General features: G+C 63.3%; 15 protein-coding genes and 1 pseudogene. 12 read left to right on the plus strand and 4 right to left on the minus strand.

Annotation, left to right across the window (positions count from 1 at the left end):
• Positions 1 to 134: 134 nt before the first annotated feature.
• Positions 135 to 263, minus strand: a complete 129-nt coding sequence (locus tag VL752_RS00975) for a hypothetical protein (protein WP_325351859.1) — start codon at positions 261 to 263, stop codon at positions 135 to 137.
• A 619-nt stretch (positions 264 to 882) separates the two neighbouring features.
• On the opposite strand from VL752_RS00975, the gene VL752_RS00980 reads away from it, so the two are divergent.
• Genes VL752_RS00980 through VL752_RS01005 form a run of 6 tightly spaced genes read left to right on the plus strand, consistent with a single transcriptional unit; the run spans position 883 to position 7,611 of the window.
• Positions 883 to 1,956: an ABC transporter substrate-binding protein gene (locus VL752_RS00980; protein WP_325351872.1), complete on the plus strand. Its 1,074-nt coding sequence runs from the start codon at positions 883 to 885 to the stop codon at positions 1,954 to 1,956.
• Between the two features lie 41 nt (positions 1,957 to 1,997).
• Positions 1,998 to 3,515 (plus strand): sugar ABC transporter ATP-binding protein, encoded by a 1,518-nt coding sequence (locus tag VL752_RS00985; RefSeq protein WP_325351860.1) that lies wholly within the window; start codon positions 1,998 to 2,000, stop codon positions 3,513 to 3,515.
• The gene (locus VL752_RS00990) at positions 3,502 to 4,452 is read left to right on the plus strand and encodes an ABC transporter permease (RefSeq protein ID WP_325351861.1); all 951 of its coding nucleotides are present in this window, start codon (positions 3,502 to 3,504) and stop codon (positions 4,450 to 4,452) included. The genes VL752_RS00985 and VL752_RS00990 overlap by 14 nt, the downstream gene beginning before the upstream one ends.
• On the plus strand, positions 4,449 to 5,396 hold the full coding sequence (locus VL752_RS00995) for an ABC transporter permease (RefSeq protein ID WP_325351862.1): 948 nt from the start codon (positions 4,449 to 4,451) through the stop codon (positions 5,394 to 5,396). Before VL752_RS00990 ends, VL752_RS00995 begins: the two co-directional genes overlap by 4 nt.
• Positions 5,397 to 5,427: 31 nt before the next feature.
• Positions 5,428 to 6,546 (plus strand): lactonase family protein, encoded by a 1,119-nt coding sequence (locus VL752_RS01000; RefSeq protein ID WP_325351863.1) that lies wholly within the window; start codon positions 5,428 to 5,430, stop codon positions 6,544 to 6,546.
• Positions 6,547 to 6,591: 45 nt separating this feature from the next.
• Positions 6,592 to 7,611 (plus strand): sugar-binding transcriptional regulator, encoded by a 1,020-nt coding sequence (locus tag VL752_RS01005; RefSeq protein ID WP_325351864.1) that lies wholly within the window; start codon positions 6,592 to 6,594, stop codon positions 7,609 to 7,611.
• A gap of 32 nt (positions 7,612 to 7,643) precedes the next feature.
• Here VL752_RS01005 and VL752_RS01010 read toward each other — a convergent pair whose 3' ends face one another.
• A complete protein-coding gene (locus VL752_RS01010; RefSeq protein ID WP_325351865.1) occupies positions 7,644 to 8,666 on the minus strand; it encodes a LacI family DNA-binding transcriptional regulator in 1,023 nt (340 codons plus the stop codon).
• A 189-nt stretch (positions 8,667 to 8,855) separates the two neighbouring features.
• On the opposite strand from VL752_RS01010, the gene VL752_RS01015 reads away from it, so the two are divergent.
• From VL752_RS01015 to VL752_RS01030, 4 genes are read left to right on the plus strand one after another with little or no spacing between them, the layout of a single operon-like run.
• Positions 8,856 to 9,800, plus strand: coding sequence for a sugar ABC transporter substrate-binding protein (locus tag VL752_RS01015; protein WP_325351866.1), 945 nt, complete (start codon positions 8,856 to 8,858; stop codon positions 9,798 to 9,800).
• A 13-nt stretch (positions 9,801 to 9,813) separates the two neighbouring features.
• Positions 9,814 to 11,370, plus strand: a complete 1,557-nt coding sequence (locus tag VL752_RS01020; RefSeq protein ID WP_325351867.1) for a sugar ABC transporter ATP-binding protein — start codon at positions 9,814 to 9,816, stop codon at positions 11,368 to 11,370.
• Positions 11,363 to 12,358 (plus strand): ABC transporter permease, encoded by a 996-nt coding sequence (locus tag VL752_RS01025; protein ID WP_325351868.1) that lies wholly within the window; start codon positions 11,363 to 11,365, stop codon positions 12,356 to 12,358. Before VL752_RS01020 ends, VL752_RS01025 begins: the two co-directional genes overlap by 8 nt.
• A 12-nt stretch (positions 12,359 to 12,370) precedes the next feature.
• Entirely contained in the window at positions 12,371 to 13,198 is an 828-nt protein-coding gene (locus tag VL752_RS01030) for an N-acyl homoserine lactonase family protein (RefSeq protein ID WP_325351869.1), read from the plus strand.
• Between the two features lie 293 nt (positions 13,199 to 13,491).
• Here the strand turns inward: VL752_RS01030 and VL752_RS01035 are convergent, their stop codons facing one another.
• Positions 13,492 to 15,558: an ATP-dependent helicase gene (locus VL752_RS01035; RefSeq protein ID WP_325351870.1), complete on the minus strand. Its 2,067-nt coding sequence runs from the start codon at positions 15,556 to 15,558 to the stop codon at positions 13,492 to 13,494.
• Between the two features lie 161 nt (positions 15,559 to 15,719).
• Here VL752_RS01035 and VL752_RS01040 point away from each other — a divergent pair, with 161 nt between their 5' ends.
• Both VL752_RS01040 and VL752_RS22225 read left to right on the plus strand, forming a co-directional pair.
• Positions 15,720 to 16,466, plus strand: a complete 747-nt coding sequence (locus VL752_RS01040; RefSeq protein WP_325351871.1) for a GntR family transcriptional regulator — start codon at positions 15,720 to 15,722, stop codon at positions 16,464 to 16,466.
• Between the two features lie 170 nt (positions 16,467 to 16,636).
• The gene (locus tag VL752_RS22225) at positions 16,637 to 16,807 is read left to right on the plus strand and encodes an amidase family protein (RefSeq protein ID WP_408863037.1); all 171 of its coding nucleotides are present in this window, start codon (positions 16,637 to 16,639) and stop codon (positions 16,805 to 16,807) included.
• Here the strand turns inward: VL752_RS22225 and VL752_RS01045 are convergent.
• A pseudogene (locus VL752_RS01045) lies at positions 16,750 to 16,999 on the minus strand (xanthine dehydrogenase family protein molybdopterin-binding subunit); the annotation flags it as partial. The gene VL752_RS22225 and the pseudogene VL752_RS01045 sit on opposite strands and share 58 nt — an antisense overlap.

Below are 16,999 nucleotides of genomic sequence, written 5' to 3' on the forward strand. Positions count from 1 at the left end.
GAACATTATTGTCAGCAACACGAGAGTATTGAACACTTGGCCGTGTGCTCTCTTGGGATCCTCCGCCCCGAGCGCCAGCTTCCGACTGCGGGCCAACCCGCTGGCGAGTGACGGAGGAAAATGATGCGTGCAATCTACAAAATAGCGATGGCCACTGGAATCATGCTGACGGCCGCGGGAATATCGCCTGCCTTGGCGCAGTCGACCACCACGAGTTCTACGGCCGCACCTTCAAACAACGGATCCCTGGGAAGCACGGTCATACCCAAGACGCCAGGGAACGGCGGCACAGGCGATTCCCAGGGCCCGAGCGGCGCGGGCGGCGGCGGTTCGGGCGCAAGCGGCAGCGGCGGATCCGGGGGCGGGTCCGGAGGCGGGTCCGGCAACGGCGGCGGCTGACAGGACGGATACGACTGAGAAGACAGTTTCGTGAAAGCGAACGGACCGCCTGAGCGGCCGTTCGCTTTCAGCTGCTCCGCCACCACGCTTGCGCGGTTCCGCACCACGTCTGCTGACCCAGCTTCCTGACCCCAGCAACCAAACCGGCCGATGCGGAACCGTTGCCGCCGTCTTCAGGGACTGCGCACCCTTGTCCTCTCCCGCGTCCCCGCGATGAGCGCCGTTTCGGTTTCGGTCCATTTCATACTCGGCCGAAACCGACAAAGTGAATATCCAATCGATAATTGAATAATTGCTCATCAAGCTGCCGCAATCTGCGCAGTTGATCACTGTCGGGCTCGACCCTCTCCCCGCGCAAAAATCTGATAAACCGCCGGGCTGGCGGCCATTTCCGTTCCTAGCTAGTCCTTGACCCCGCCGGAACGCTGTGCTGAATTCTTTACAAGAACAATAATTGCTCAGGGAGTGATGGACGTGCCCCATATGAGACTGGCCGCTGCCGTGGCCGCTGCCGCGGTGTTTCTGTCTGCCGGCTCCTTGGCTGCGCGCGCAGCCGATCTGAAAAGCACGGCAGACGCGAAGATCGCCCTCAGCAATTTCTATGCAGGCAACAGCTGGCGGCAGGCCCTTCTGAAATCCTGGTCGGATACGGCCAATCAGGCGATCAAGGACCACATCATCGCCGAGGCCAAAATCGTGAACGCCGACAACTCGGCGACCGAGCAATCCAGCCAGATCGAAAGTCTCATCGTCGAAGGCTATAAGGCCATCGTGGTCGATCCTATTTCGACCACGGCGATCAATGGCGCCATGGAGGATGCCTGCAGCGCGGGCGTGGTCGTGGTTGTCTTCAACGAAACCGCGACCGTCCCTTGCGCCTACCATATCGTCACGGACTATGTGGAAGACGGGCGGCTGCAGGCGAAGTTCCTTGGCGAGCACTTGAAGGGTCCCGCAAATATCCTGGAGATCCGAGGGATTGCGGGCACCTCGGCGGATGTCGACATGCACAACGGTCTTGTCGACGGGCTGAAGGCCTATCCCAATATCAAAATCGTCGGCACGGTCTACGGGAACTGGACGCAGACCGTCGCGCAGAAGGAAGTCGCGGGCGTTCTGCCGAGCCTGCCTCCCATTCAAGGTGTTGCGACCCAGGGCGGTGACGGTTGGGGCGCCTATCAGGCGTTTCATGCCGCCGGCCGTCCAACCCCGATCATCATCATGGGCAACCGTCAGGATGAACTGGCCCTCTGGAAGACGCTGGTTGACAAGGACCCCAACTATCAAACCTTCTCGGTTTCCTCGACACCTTCCAGCTCCAAGGTAGCCTTCTGGGTGGCCCAGCAGATTCTCGCCGGGCGTCATGTGCCGAAGACGATGAACCTCCCCGTGACGACGATCTACAAGAAGGATCTGGACGCCTGGCTCAAGATCACGCCCGTGGGCAGCCTGGCGCTGACGCCCTTTGATCAGTCATGGACGGAATCCTTCATCGATGCGGCCAACAGCGGCAAGCCCGCGCCTGAAGCGCCGTCGCCTTCCATGAACGCCCAATAAATTCTATCGATAGGAATACTGATGCCGCCCGGCCTTGCGTCATGAGCGATACGCGTCCCCTCGTCACGATGAGCGGCATCAGCAAGAACTTCGGCCAGGTCAAGGCCCTGGCAAACGTTGATCTGCAGATCGGCGCCGCAGAACTCATCGGTATCGTGGGGCATAACGGGGCCGGGAAATCCACCCTGATGGGCGTTCTCCGCGGCACGGTTGCACGCGACGAAGGCCGCTTTCTGGTCGACGGCCATGAAGTGGTGGCGGATTACGATGTGCGACAGGCGCGCGAGTTCGGGATTCGGTCCGTTTTTCAGGAACTCTCGCTCTGCCCGACGCTGACGGTGACCGAGAATACACGCCTCAGCCATCGCGGACTGAAAGGCTGGGGCTGGGCGCGGGCCGCCCGTCGGGTGATCGGGCAAGCGCTCGACACGATTTTCCCGAACCATGGCATTCCGCTTGATGCAGTGGTCGAAAGCCTCTCGGCCAGCGCGCGCCAGATGGTCGAGATTGCCCGGGCCTTCTCCGTTCTGTCCATGCCGCCCCGGCTCGTCATCCTAGACGAGCCGACCTCCGCCCTCGATGCGCAGGCGGCTCACCAGTTTCTCGACTATATCGGCCGGGCCCGCGAGCGCGGGATATCCTGTCTCCTCATATCCCATCGGCTGAAGGAGATCGTCGACCACACCGACCGCGTTGTCGTCATGCGGGACGGGCGAGTGATCGAGGAACGGCGCGCGATGGGTCTTTCGCCTGAGCAGCTCGTCGAAGCGATGGGCGTCATGGCGCAGGCGTCGGAGGACGTCGTGGCGCAGTCGCGGCCCGGCAGCAGCCTGCGGATCAACCCCACCGTGCAGGATCACCACGCCGTGCTTGTGCACGATGCCAGAAGCAAGGCGGGGGGAATTGCCTTCACAGCCAGGGCAGGGGAGATCGTCGGGCTCGCGGGGCTTGATGGTCACGGCCAGAAGCAACAGTTGCAGGCGATCTTTCGCAGCGCTTCGGGTCCGGCGGATACCGGGCTGAGCGTGGACGCGAAGGCCGCCTATGTCAGCGGCGATCGCCGGGCTGAAGGCATTTTCCCGCTCTGGTCCATCAGCAATAATCTGACGGTGAGCCTCATCAAGGGTATCGCACGGTTCGGCCTCGTAAGCGCCCGGGACGAGGAAGCCGCCGCGCAGGAATGGCGGAGCCGACTCGGCATCAAGACGCCGGATGTGCGCGCACCGATCCTGTCGCTGAGCGGTGGTAATCAGCAGAAAGTTCTGATCGCGCGCGCCTTGGCGACGGATGCGCGGATCATCCTGCTGGATGATCCGATGCGCGGCGTTGATGTCAGCAGCAAGCGGGAAATGTTCGAACACATCCGGAACGAGGCCGCCGGCGGGAAATGCTTCGTGCTCTATACGACGGAGACCGAGGAACTGGGCAACTGCGATCGCATTTACGTCTACTATCAGGGTGACATCACCGCTGAAATCCCGCGGCACGACTTGTCGGAAGACCGTGTCCTGGCGGCCTCCTTCGGCCGCGCCGAGGAGGCATCCGATGCAGCGGCTTAATGCGCGCATCGCGCCCGCGCTGCGCGGCGCCGGCCTGCCGTTCCTGCCGCTTCTCGCCCTCATCATCATGGTGATCGGCATGGGCATCATGCAGCCGCGGGCCACGAGCTATATCGGCCTGCAACTCATTCTGCGTTTCGTTCTGCCCATCATCTTTGCCGCTCTCGCACAGCTCTGCATTATCACTGCGAGCGATATCGATTTCGGTATTGGCCCCTTCATCAGCCTGGTGAACTGCATCGCGGCGACCTTGCTCGGCAGTCATCCGGTCCTGTGCTTTCTCCTCCTCGCCGCCGGCATCGTGGCTTACGGCGCGATGGGCGCGTTCATCCAGATCCGGCGCCTGCCCTCCATTGTCGTGACGCTCGGTGCCTCCTTCATCTGGCTTGGGCTCGCACTCCTGATCATGCCGACACCTGCCGGCAGCGCGCCTGATTGGCTGGGGGCCATCGTTCATTGGCGGCCGCCGTTCCTCCCTCTGCCAATACTGGTCGGCGTGCTTGCCGCGATCTTTGCGCAATGGTTCTTCCGTCTGTCGTCCTATGGTGTGGTCTTGCGCGGCCTTGGCAGCGCGCCGCCCTTTCTGCGCGACGCTGGATGGTCCCTTGTCGTAGCGCGCAGCGCCCTCTATGCGCTGGCGGGGCTTTTCGGCGTGATATCGGGCCTTCTGCTCACCGCATTGATCAGCAGCGGGGACGCGAACGTGGGCACACCCTACACGCTTCTTTCCGTGGCCGCCGTGATCGTCGGGGGCAGCAGTTTTACCGGCGGGGTAATCTCGCCGATCGGGGCCGTGGTCGGCGCCTTTATCATGCTGCTGACGGGCGTTCTTCTCTCCTTCACGCCCATTTCCTCCGACTGGCAATTGAGCGTGCAGGGGCTGCTTCTGCTGCTCGTCCTCGGCTTGCGGACACTCTCGAGGAGGCCTGCCCGATGAAGGCTTTCGCCGCACGCCTGCAGCGGAATCGCTGGACATGGTCCTTTGCCGGCGCATTCCTCGTCTGGCTCATTACGGTCGTCAGCGCCGAAGGCCGGGGGGCTGGCGCTACCTTATCCGCAGCCCTGGGCTTTGCCGCCTTCTACGTGATGGCCGGCATGGGCCAGATGCTCGTCGTCGCCGCCGGTCCAGGAAACATCGATCTCTCGATCCCGGCCGTCATGACGCTCGCAGGCTACCTCGCGATCGGCGCCATGCACGGTGATCCGTCCATGCTCTGGCTCGGCATCATCATTGTGCTCGCCGTCGGCGGATTGGTTGGTCTCATCAATGTCGCCCTAATCAAGATCGCCCGCGTGCCGCCGATGGTCGCGACGCTCTCGGCGGGCTTCATCATGCAGTCCATCACCATTGCCTATTCCAAAACAACAACGGCAAAGCCGCCGGCCATCCTCATGCAGTTCGCGCTCGGGCGGATCGTGGGAATCCCCTGGATTGCCATTGTGCTGATCCTGGCCGCGGCGATCCTCGGCCTTGTCATGTCGCGCAGCGTCTTCGGCCGGGATCTTCTGGCAGTCGGGCAGAGCGAGCGCGCCGCCTATCTGGCCGGCATACCGACACGGCGGATCACGACGATCGTCTATGTCGCGTCGTCACTTCTAGCCGCCGTCACGGGGCTTCTGCTCGCCGCCTATTCCGGCGGCGCCGCGCTCGATATGTCGTCCGACTTTCTTCTCATGTCGATCGCCGTCGTGGTGATCGGCGGGACCAGCATAACGGGCGGCCGTGTCTCAGCCGCCGGCATCTGGGGCGGTTCGCTGTTTCTCTATCTGATTTCGACGATGTTGAATGTTCTGGGGCTTGGTGCCGGAGTGAGATACGCGCTGACCGGCGCGATCATCATCGCGGTTCTGGCCCTGTCGGAAGATCGCGCGTCGGTTTGACTGCAGCATCATAAGTGAAGGTGAGATCACGATGTCTCAAAAAGCTCGTGTCCTGGTCGGTGCGCTGACGCGCGAAACGCCCTATTTCAAGCAGGCGCACGGCGAGGGCATCACCGTCTTCGAATTCGACGAGGATGGCGGCACCCTTTCCCGCCAGTACTGCCAGACAGGCATCGATAACCCCTCCTTCATCGCCTTCGATGCAACACACAGCCATATCTACGTCACGACCGAGGTCTTCGGCTGGAACGAGGGCACGTTGTCCGCCTACGCTCTCTCCGCGGATGGCAGGCTGCGTTACATCAACAAGCAGGTGACGGGCGGCAGCATCACCACCCACACGGGCCTCGACCGGAGCGGGAGCTTCGCTTTCGCGGTCAACTATTCCCACGAGGCCTGGGAGGGGTTTGCGGAGGAGATCCCTGGCCACGCCATGGCGGTCTTCCCCCTGCAGGCGGACGGTGGGCTGGAACCTCCGATCTCCATGGTCAAGCATCAGGGGCAGGGGCCTGTTCCCATCCGGCAGACCTGCCCGCATCCGCACTGCGCCGTGGCGAGTCCGGACAACCGGTTTGTCATCGTCACCGATCTCGGAACCGACCGCATCCACAGCTACCGCTTTCGGAATGGCCGCTTGAGCGTCGATGGGGCTCCGCCGCCGCTCCAGCTGGAACCCGGATCGGGTCCGCGGCATTTCATTTTTGCGCCGTCGGGGGATCGGGCCTATGCCATCAACGAACTGGGCGGCACGATCGCCTATCTCGGCTATGACGCCGAGACGGGTGCGTTCGAACTCCGCCAAACGGTATCGACGCTGCCGGACGGTTATGCCGAGCTGAACAACTGCTCCGAACTGCAGCTGTCGCCTGACGGCCGTTTTCTTTATGGCGCCAATCGCGGCCACAACAGCCTCGCGCGTTTCGCCGTCGATCCGCAATCCGGCCGGCTCACGCCTTTGGGCCAGACGCCGACGGGCGGGGAATGGCCGCGCAACTTCACGCTGAGTCCCTCCGGGCGTCACGTGCTTGTCGCCAATCAGAACAGCGACAGCCTGACGATCTTCCGGCGGGACGAGAAGACCGGCGCGTTGACGCAGACGGATTCGATCGCTATTGGCACGCCGATGGTGGTCAAGGCCTACGCCATCTGAATGGCGGGCGATCAGACCGAAGTCGAACTGGGCAAGAACACGCAGATGAGGAGTCCGAGCCGCGGAAAGGCGCCGACAGAACCCGCTGCGGAAACGCCGAATGACCGCGGCGAGTCGCTGAGCGACCGCAAACTGGAAATGGCGGCGCGCGCGGCCTGGCTCTACCATGCCAAAGGACGCCGGCAGGACCAGATCGCGGCCGAACTCAACGTGTCCCGGCAAATCGTGCAACGTCTGGTCGCACTCGCCGCATCGGAAAATCTGATCCGCTTTCAGCTGATCCACCCGATGTCCGAATGCATCGAACTCGCCGAACGGGTGCGCGAGACCTTCGATCTCGTCTATTGCGAGGTGGCTCCCGCGTCCAAGCGCGGAGACGGCGATATCGAGACCGTGGCCACCGCTGCGGCCCTCTACCTTGAAAACCTCCTGCTGCAGAAGGCGCCGACAACGGTTGCACTCGGCAATGGCCAGGCGATGAGGGAGACCGCCAATCGCATTCCGATGATGAATCGACCGCAGCATAAATGCATATCCTTGATGGGAAATCTCACCCGTTACGGCTGGGCCAGTCATTATGACGTGGTGATGCGGCTGGCCGAGCGCATCGGTGGGCAATGCTATCCGGTGCCGATGCCGGTCGTGACCAACACGATCGAGGAGCGGCAGTTTATTCAGAACCAGCTGGCCTATCGGTCGTTCCTGTCACTGATCGAAGAAGCGACCGTGCTGATGATGGGCATGGGCTATATCGACTGGCAGGCACCTTTGCATCTTGATGGCCATATCACCGATCTCGAACTGGGGGAGGCGATGCAGGCCGGCGCGGTGGGCGAGCTTCTCGGCCACAGTTTTACCGCGCAGGGGAAGCTGATCGATGGCGGCTACCATGACCGCCTGACCTCCTATCTGTTGCCGTCGCCGGCCAAGCGCACGACGATGATCGTGCAGACGGGTTCCATACGGGTTGTCGGAATTCGTGCCGCGCTCCGGGGCCGCCTCGCCAATAGTCTGATCACGGATGAACAGACCGCACGCCTGCTGCTCGAGTTACAGGACAAGTAATCGAGGGTGCCTTACAAGTCCGAGGCGGCGTTTCACGCGGAAGCGGCGACCAGGAAGGGCTTGCAACTGTCGCCGAGTACCATCGTCGGCTGGAAAACAACATGGCGCGGCGCAATGCCCTGGCCCCGTTCGATTCGATCGACCAGGAGGCGAAGCGCCTCGTTCGTCATCTCCGCAGCCGGATGCTCGGTACGGGTCAGGCTCGGACGCAGTCCCCCAACCCCCGGAATGGTATCCGTGGATGCGATTGAAATATCGTCCGGGCACTTCAGACCGAGATCGACAAGGGCACGCATGACACCGAGCGCCATGACACCATTGGCCACATACAAGGCGGACGGCCGGTCTGCACCCTCCAGAATCTCCCGGGCGATGGAATAGGCGACATCCTCACGAAATTCACCCGAGCGGACATGGCCGGGATCGGGGGCCAGACCCCGTGCTTCCATGGCCTGAAGCATTCCTTCGAGCCGACCCCGACCGGTGGAGAGATGTTGCGGCCCGGTAATGGTGCCGATCCGCCGATGCCCGAGATCAAGAAGGTAGTTGGTCACTTGGCGTGCGGCAGAGACATTGTCGAGCCGGACTGAATCGCAGGGAGTATCGGACAGGGTGCGGCCGAACATGACGATCGGCATGCTCGTGTCGCCAAAATCTCGTTGTTCGTATCGCAGGCTGGTTCCGACCGGCACAAGCACCACGCCGTCGCAGGACAGGGCACGAATGCGGCTCAGGATTTGTTTCTCGTTCTCGGGCTTCTCATCGCTGTTGAAGACCACGAGAGCATAGCCCCAGGCGGCGACGGCCGCCTCCGCTGCCCAGACGATCCGACCGAAGAACGGGTTTGCCAGGTCGGAGACCACGAGGGCGATGAGCTGACTGCGGCCGCGCTTCAGGTTCCGGGCCGCCGACATCGGAGCATATTTGAGGTCTTCAATCGCAGCGAGGACACGGCCGCGCAGCTGCGGACTGACATAGGCGCTGCCATTCACGACGGCAGAGACCGTCGCGGTTGAAACGCCTGCCGCCTGTGCAACATCCCGGATCGTCGTCAAATCTCACCTGGCTAAACGATTTAGCGCTTGCGCATGCCTTAACACAGGAAAGCGTTATCGCGCAGCAAAGGCAACTCGTAAAAAACACTTGCCTCAGACGCCATGATGAGCAAACTTTCAGCGAAACGCTTAGATGTCGTTCGCCAAAAGAACGGCCAACAAGCTCAATAAAGAGCAAGGGAGAAAAACATGCTGAAATGGAGGGCTGGGCTCCTCGGGGCCAGCATCGCGCTGGTGGCGACCGTCGCGCAAGCCGCCGACAAGCCGCTCCTCGGCATTGTCTCGATTTCCGCGACAGAGGCCAACAACGCGCGTTACATCAAGGGCGCCGAGGCCGCGGGCGCGAAGGACGGCTGGACCGTTTCGGTGGTCGATGCCGCCGGCAGTGCCGATCAGGCGAACTCGGCAATCCAGAATTTTGTCCAGCGCGGCGCGTCCGCCATCATCGACATGGTCTTTCCCTATTCGTCGATCGGCGCCGGCCTTTTCGCGGCACGAAGCGCTCATATTCCCGTCGTTACCTGGGGCGGGGGCATCGGCAGTTCGGTGGCGGCGACCAACGGATCGGGCGCCCCGATTGCCCAGCCTGTCATCGAGAAGATGATCGCCGATATGGGAGGCAAGGGCGATCTCCTGGCCCTGACGTACCGCACTGGCGAAGTTTGCCGCAAGCGGGAGGTGCTGCTCGATCAGATGCTTGCGAAGTATCCGGGCATTCATGTCACCAAGGATGAGGTGCGCATTCCAGGCTATTTCGAGGATGGCGCCCAATATGCCAATGCCTGGCTCGCGGCCCACCCGCCCGGCAGCAGCCCGCTCGCAATCTGGGGCTGTTGGGATGATCCGGCAATCGGCGCGATCAGCGCGCTGCGCCAGCAGGATCGGAAGGACGTCAAGGTCTACGGCGTCAACGGCAATGCTCAGGCACTCCAGAACATCAAGGAAGGATACATGACGGCCACGGCCTGGGAAGACAGCTATGCCGAGGGCTACGATATGGTGACGCTTCTCGGCAAGATCCGGGCAGCCGGCACAAGCTGGCAGCCGAAGGCGGTCGAGGTTGCTCCCGTGCTCGTCACTCAAAGCACGGTCGGCGCCTTCCTCACAGCCCATCCCGACGCTCTGGGCAAATAACGGGCGCCACTTGATGATGCTTGCCAAGGAGATCTCGGTGACGCGCGGCCCCTTCCTGACAGTCACCGAGATCGCCAAGTCATACGGTGGAGTGCCTGCGGTTCAGGGCGTCTCCCTCTCGATCATGCCGGGCGAGGTGCACGGTCTGATCGGCGCCAATGGTGCCGGCAAATCCACCCTGATCCGTCTTCTGGCCGGACTGATCCAACCGGACAGCGGCCGCATCACCATCGACGGCCATGATGTGGCGATCAAAACGCCCCATCGGGCAAGCGACCTTGGGATGAGCTTCATCCACCAGGAACTCGCCTTCGTCTCGGCGATGACGGTGATGCAAAACATCATGCTCGGGCTTCCCAAGCGGAGCCGCTTTGGCATCACCGATTGGCGCGCAACGGCGCGGGATATCGCGCCGATCGCCGCCAGGGTCGGCCTGACAGCGCCCCTGACCGCGAAGGTCAAAGGCCTGTCGACGGCTGAGAACTGGCTCATCAATATTTGCCGTGCGCTGATGCGCAAGGCCCGTCTCATCGTCATGGATGAACCGACCGCCTCGCTCTCCGCAAGCGAGAGCGAAAAGCTCTTCGCGATCATCCAGGACCTCTCCCGGTCCGGCGTTGCGATCCTCTACGTCTCCCATCGGCTCGATGAAGTCCTGCGCCTCTGCCAGCGTGTTTCGGCTCTCCGCGACGGGCGTCTGGTGGCACAGATCGAAGGTGCGGCGCTGACGCGCGAAGCCCTGGTCGAGGCGATCGTCGGCGGCCAGATCGAAAAGGCTGGCAAGGTGGTCTCGTCGCCGGATCGCAGCAAGGCGGTGCTGTCCGTGCGCGGAATCGCGCGGTTACCGCGGGTCAAAGGCGTCAGCTTCGATCTTTATCAGGGTGAAGTGCTGGGGATCGGCGGTTTGGTAGGCGCCGGACGCAGCGAACTCGCGCGGCTGATCTTTGGAGCCGATAAGATCGACTCCGGCAGAATGACGCTGGAGGGCAAGCCCTTTGCGCCAAGAAACCCAACCGCCGCGGTCAAGGCCGGGCTCGGTCTCGTGCCCGAAGAACGCCGGGCCGACGGCTTGTTGCTCACGAAGAGCGTCGCCTTCAATCTGCAGATATCCAATCTTTCCGCTATCCGTCGCAGTGCCGCCTTACCATTGATCGATTACCGGAAACGGGACCGCCTCTGCCAGACCGTGGTGCGGGACCTCGCCATCAAGACTGCGAACATCGAGACGCCCGTCGGTCGTCTCAGCGGCGGCAATCAGCAGAAGGTCTTGATCGGGCGATGGCTGCTGCGAGCGCCGAAGGTTCTGATCCTGGATGAGCCGACACGCGGCGTTGATATCGGCGCACGCGGCGAGATTCACAGACTGGTCCGCGCCCTGGCCGCAAGAGGCATGGCAGTCATCGTCATTTCCTCCGAGCCAGATGAGCTTCCAGATCTGTGTGACCGGGTTCTGGTCATGGCGGAAGGTGCCATCGTCCGCGAGTTGAAGGGCGACAGAATTTCCCGTGGAGCGATCATCGAAGCAAGCTACGCAGAAAACGCTCGGCCGAAGGAATGCTCCCTTGTCTGAAACCATAGCTCCCAACCGCCGGCTCTCGCCACGGACCAAGGCGTGCCTGGGCTTCTTCGCCCATTATGGCACGATCATCGCACTGCTCGGCATGATGGTGGCCTTCTCCATCGCCTCACCCCGGGCCTTCCCGACCAGGATCAACTTCGTCAATGTCCTGAACCAGGCGTCTCTCGCCATGATCATCGCGGCAGGGCTCACGGTCGCCGTCGCGGTCGGTGAGCTTGACCTTTCAATCGGCTTCGCCGCGAGCCTGCACGGCATTCTCGTCACCGGCCTGATCGTCAGCAATCAACTGCCAATCCTTGTCGCGATCCTCATTGTCATCGCCATCGGTGCTTTCATCGGCCTGATCAACGGCCTGATCGTCACAAAGGCACGGGTCAATTCCGTGATCGCGACCCTGGGTATCGGCACCATCCTGACGGGCCTTGCCTTCGCCTACTCGGCGGGCGTGCCCATCGTCGCGGGCGTGCCGGATGCCTTTCTCTCCATTTCACTCGGCCGCTGGCTCTGGGGCATCCCCAACAATATCATCTTCATGGTGATCGTCGTCGGCGGACTCTGGGTCCTTGTCGAGCGCACCTCCCTCGGGCAGGAGATTCAGGCGGTTGGCGGCAATCCGTCGGCCGCCCGGCTTGCCGGCATCAATGTCGATCGCATCAAGCTCCTCGGCTTCGTCATCTCGGGCGTCTGCGCAGCTTTGACCGGCATTCTTCTCGCCTCCCGGTTGGGCAGCGGCACGGCCAGCGCCGGCGACAGTTACCTGTTGACGGCCTTTGCGGCCGTGTTCCTCGGCTCCGCCACGCTGCGGGATGGCGAATTTCACATTCTCGGAACCGTAATTGGCGCCTTGATCATCGCCTTCGGCTTCAATGGCTTGAGCATTTTCGGGGCGCCGACCTTCTCGCAATATGTGCTCCAAGGTGCCATTCTCATTGTCGCCGTCGCCCTTTCCAGTCTCGGGCGCGCCATCGCCGTCAGCTAGAGGAACAACGCCATGTCCAGTCTCCAATGGGACGTGTTCGTCATCGAATACGCCCGCTCCAAAGACCAGCCTCTGGGCGGCCTTGTGATGGGTGAGGTCGGCGTCGCCGATCTGCCGTTTTCCTTCGTTCTGGCGCGGCAGGGCGAAAAGGTCGTGTTGGTCGACACGGGCTTCATGCGCGAGGGCAGCGGGGAGGAGATGAGCGTCAAATTCGGCATCCCGACCTGGATCTCACCGCTGCGCATGCTGAGCGACATGGGCGTTCGTCCGGAAGACGTGACCGACATCGTCTTAAGCCACGCGCATTTCGACCATATGGGCTCGATCGGGAAATTTCCGAAGGCCCGCATTCATGTCCAGAAGCGTGAAATCCTGAGCTGGATCGAGGCGATGGCCCTGCCGCCGCAGTTCGGCTATCTCACCCAGATCATCAATCCCGACGATCTCCGCAACGCGTTCGATGCCTCGGTCGAACACCGTCTCAATCTCGTCGATGGCGACGTGGACGACCTGCTGCCCGGTCTCCACGTTCGCCTCGGCATGGGTCATACCATGGGACAGCAGTTCGTCATCATCGAGACGGCGCGGGGGCGCATCGTTATCTCTGGCGATTGCGTCTACACGAAGTCGAACATCTGCGGACACAATCACAGCGGCGTCTATGCACCGCTCGTCAACGCGATCGGCAGTGCCTGGGACCAGTTGCGGACCATTGACCGCATCAACAAGGAAATCGGCGGCGATCTCGACCGTTTGGTCATTCTGCATGACATGGAGCGCTGGCATCGCCTCCCGGTCGAACGAGAGATTGAGGGCTTCCGGATCGCACGCGCATCATAAGCGGCGTCCGCTCGGACCGCAGGGGCCAGGACCTATCGAGACCGGGGCAGGCCGCATTGCGGTCTGCGGGCCCCGGGCAGGCCGCTTCCGCCACATCGGCAGGGACGGTTGGGCAAACATCGCAGAATATAGGTTATGTTAAGTAAAGCGCGTGGGTCGGCACGTCGATCCCTTCCTACGCGCTGCGCGGTCGGCGCATCGCCCGCCGGTCCCGCCGTACTGGCCGACCCAGAGGTAGCAACGAGGAGGCTGGCACGATGAACTGGGTGCGCCTGCACGACCAGTATGGATGCTCAGCGCCACATGCCCCGCATCTGGGCCGCGACATCGACCCGGAGCCCCGCCGGCGCGGCCAAGGCTGGCCCGGTGCTGCCAGCGCCCGGCCAGCTTACGTAGTCGAAACAATCGAGAATCTCGCGCGGGATGAAGCGGGTGCGCGAGGCATAGACGTGGCGGTCGCCCTGGGCGCGCTGCCCATGGGTGAAGAAGCGCTGCGGCAACAGGATATGCAGCCCTTCCTTGGCGCGCGTCATCGCGACATAGAGCAGGCGGCGCTCCTCCTCGATTTCGGCCCGGCTGCCGGTGCCGAGGTCGGAGGGGATGCAGCCGTCCACGGCATTGAGCAGGAATACCGAACGCCATTCCTGGCCCTTGGCGGAATGGATGGTCGAGAGGATGAGGTAATCCTCGTCCAGCAGCGGCACCCCGGCCTGGTCGCTGGTCGCGTCCGGCGGGTCGAGCGTCAGTTCCGTCAGGAAGCGTTCGCGGCTCGGATAGCCGCCGGCGATCTGCTGCAGGGTGAGCAGATCCGCCCGCCGCGTCTCAACCTCCTCATGCAGCGTCTCCAGGATAGGCTCGTACCAGGCGCAGGCGCGTTCGAGCTCGGCCGGCCAGCCGAGCCCGCCCTGGTGCAGATCGGTGAGCGCGGCAACAAGCGCGCCCCAACTGGCACCCAGGCGCGCGGGCACGGGAATCTGGCCAAGGGCGCGGATAGGGGATGGTTGATCCGTCATGCTCTCCAGCACGCGGCGCACCGTCGCCGGGCCCGCGCCCGGCACGCGCAGCATGATGCGGAAGCCGGCCACGATATCGCGCGGATTCTGTGCGAAACGCAGTAGGGCCAGCACATCCTTGACGTGCGCGCTGTCAAGAAACTTCAACCCGCCGAACTTCACGAAGGGAATGCGGCGGCGCGTGAGTTCCACCTCCAGCAGTGTGCTGTGGCTCGCCGTGCGAAACAGCACCGCCTGATCGCGCAGACGCATGCCGGTCTCGCGGTTCTGCAGCACGCGCAGCGCCACGCCGCGCGCCTGCTCCATCTCGTCGCGGACGGTCACGAGTTCGGGCAGCGGCCCGGTTTGGCGATCTGTCCACAGATCCTTGGTGAAGCGCTCGGCCGCCAGCCCGATCACGGCATTGGCGGCGTCCAGGATCGGCTTGGTCGAGCGGTAGTTGCGGTCGAGCGTCACGACATCGGCCGGCGGCTCGAAGGTGCTCGGAAAATCCAGAATGTTGCGCACCGTCGCGGCACGGAAGGCATAGATCGCCTGGGCATCGTCGCCGACCACGGTCAGTCCCTCACCGGTCGGTTTCATCGTCATCAGGATTGCCGCCTGCAGGCGGTTGGTATCCTGGTATTCGTCGACCAGGACATGGTCGAAGCGGCCGCCAACTTCCGCGGCGAGGCCAGGATCGTCCTGCATTCGCGCCCAATAAAGCAGAAGATCGTCGTAATCGAGCACGCCCTGCGCCTGCTTCGCCTCCACATAAGAAGCGAAGAGCCGGCGCAACTCCGCCTGCCATTGGGCACACCAGGGAAAGCACTCCTGCAGCACGGCTTCGAGTGCGGCACCGCTGTTGACGGCGCGGGAATAGATATCCAGGCAGGTGGCCTTGGTGGGAAAGCGGCTTTCCATCTGCGCGAAGCCGAGATCGTTCCGCACAAGGTTGATGAGATCAGCCGAATCCTCGCGGTCATGAATCGAGAAATCGGGTACGAGGCCGATGGCTTCGGCATAATCTCGCAACAGGCGTGCGCCGATGCCGTGGAAGGTGCCGGCCCAGGGCAGGCCCGCCGCCATCAGCCCGGCACGCTCGCCCAGAACCTCGGCCGAGATGCGCTCCGCCCGCCGGCTGAGTTCCGCCGCAGCGCGGCGCGAAAAGGTCATGAGCAGGATGCGGGTGGGATCGGCGCCATGCACCAGCAGATGAGCGACGCGATGAGCAAGGGTCTTGGTCTTGCCCGATCCGGCACCTGCGATGACGAGCAGCGGCCCCGCCGGCGCGGCACCGTTGGCGATGCCATGCTCCACCGCGCATCTCTGCTGGGTGTTCAGGGTGTCGAGGTAGGCCAGGGTCATGGCTCGGTCATGGCTCGGTCGCGGTCTCCGCCGCGGAGTCTTCCATATTCCCTTTTTGTTCACAATGGGCGACGCCTGTCCGGTTCCTGCCCTCTGAGATATCAGGTGCCAATTGGCGCAGCGCGCCCCGATACGGTATCTTGGCAGCCGGATACAGACGCTTGGCCGAGGACGCGATGACCCCGATCGAACGCCCGCAATCCCTCGCGGATGCGGTTCTGGAACGGCTGCGCTACGACATCGTCTCCGGAAAGCTGCGGCTCGGCCAGATGCTGTCGGAGCGGGTGCTGGCCGAGAAACTCGGTGTCTCGAAATCGCCGGTGCGCGAGGCGCTGGCCCAGCTCAGGCTCGAAGGGCTGGTGCGGATCGTGCCGCAGCGTGGCGCCTTCGTCTTCACCCTCTCTTCCGAAGGCGTGCGCCAAGTCTGCGAATTCCGCCGCATGCTGGAACGCACGGCGCTGACCCTCGCGGTCGCACGCGAGCCGCACAGGCTCGCCCGCCTCTGGGCCGCGATCGTGGAGGAGATGGCCCAGGCCAGGGCAGCGGGGGACGGGCGGCGCTATCTCGATGCGGACACCACCTTCCACACCACCCTCTTCGATCTCTGCGGCAATGCCTATATCAGCGGTGCCTATAGCCTGCATCTCGGCAAGATCGCCGCACTGCGCACGCATCTTGCGGTGAAGCCGCTGCACACGGAAATGTCCTTCCGCGAACACGGGGAGATGGCGGCGGCGATTGACCGCGGTGATCTCGCCGCCACTCTCGCGATCCTGGATGTCCATATCGACCGCAGCCAGACGACCTATGCCGCCGGCGTGCCGGACATCGCCCAGGCGGATGCGTCGGAGGAGCGCGCGGTACGCCCGCGACGGGCACGCAGCCGGCTCGTCACCGCCGCCAGCTAGAACAGGCCCTGCTCAGGGCCGCTCGCGGCCACCGACCTCCAGCGTCACCGATTGGCCGCACTGCCGCACGAGCGCGCCGAAGGCTGCCTTGGGCAGCGGCCGAACCCTACCCCACCCGCATCGCGGGCCGGGAAGCCGGCCCACGGGACCATGCGATCTTCACCGGCTGGGTGAATCTCGCCGGCCTGCCTGCGATCAGCCTTCCTGTGGCGCTCTCCAACAGCGGCCTGCCCATCGGCGTGCAGCTCGTCGTGGGCTTCGGCCAGGATGCCGATCTGCTCGCTTATGCGGCCGTGATCGGCGGCAATCCCGGCAGCAGCTTGTCCAGCGTCACCGGATAGTCCCGCACGCGCACGCCGGTCGCGTTATAGACGGCATTGGCGACGGCGGCTGCCACACCGCAAAGACCCAGTTCGCCCACGCCCTTGGCCTTCATCGGCGAGGAAATCGGGTCGTCATAATTCAGGAACACGACATCCTGATGCGGAATGTCGGCATGCACCGGCACCTCGTAGCCTGCCAGGTCGTGGTTG

The sequence above is a fragment of the Acidisoma sp. genome, from assembly GCF_035492295.1.
In the GTDB taxonomy this organism is placed as follows: domain Bacteria; phylum Pseudomonadota; class Alphaproteobacteria; order Acetobacterales; family Acetobacteraceae; genus Acidisoma.

Coding starts and splice junctions, on each gene's coding strand:
- VL752_RS01020 (WP_325351867.1), top strand. CDS start 9,814: ATGATGCTTGCCAAGGAGATCTCGGTGACGCGCGGCCCCTTCCTGACA.
- VL752_RS00980 (WP_325351872.1), top strand. CDS start 883: ATGAGACTGGCCGCTGCCGTGGCCGCTGCCGCGGTGTTTCTGTCTGCC.
- VL752_RS00985 (WP_325351860.1), top strand. CDS start 1,998: ATGAGCGATACGCGTCCCCTCGTCACGATGAGCGGCATCAGCAAGAAC.
- VL752_RS01015 (WP_325351866.1), top strand. CDS start 8,856: ATGCTGAAATGGAGGGCTGGGCTCCTCGGGGCCAGCATCGCGCTGGTG.
- VL752_RS01030 (WP_325351869.1), top strand. CDS start 12,371: ATGTCCAGTCTCCAATGGGACGTGTTCGTCATCGAATACGCCCGCTCC.
- VL752_RS00995 (WP_325351862.1), top strand. CDS start 4,449: ATGAAGGCTTTCGCCGCACGCCTGCAGCGGAATCGCTGGACATGGTCC.
- VL752_RS00975 (WP_325351859.1), bottom strand. CDS start 263: ATGACCGTGCTTCCCAGGGATCCGTTGTTTGAAGGTGCGGCCGTAGAA.
- VL752_RS01035 (WP_325351870.1), bottom strand. CDS start 15,558: ATGACCCTGGCCTACCTCGACACCCTGAACACCCAGCAGAGATGCGCG.
- VL752_RS00990 (WP_325351861.1), top strand. CDS start 3,502: ATGCAGCGGCTTAATGCGCGCATCGCGCCCGCGCTGCGCGGCGCCGGC.
- VL752_RS01005 (WP_325351864.1), top strand. CDS start 6,592: ATGAGGAGTCCGAGCCGCGGAAAGGCGCCGACAGAACCCGCTGCGGAA.
- VL752_RS01000 (WP_325351863.1), top strand. CDS start 5,428: ATGTCTCAAAAAGCTCGTGTCCTGGTCGGTGCGCTGACGCGCGAAACG.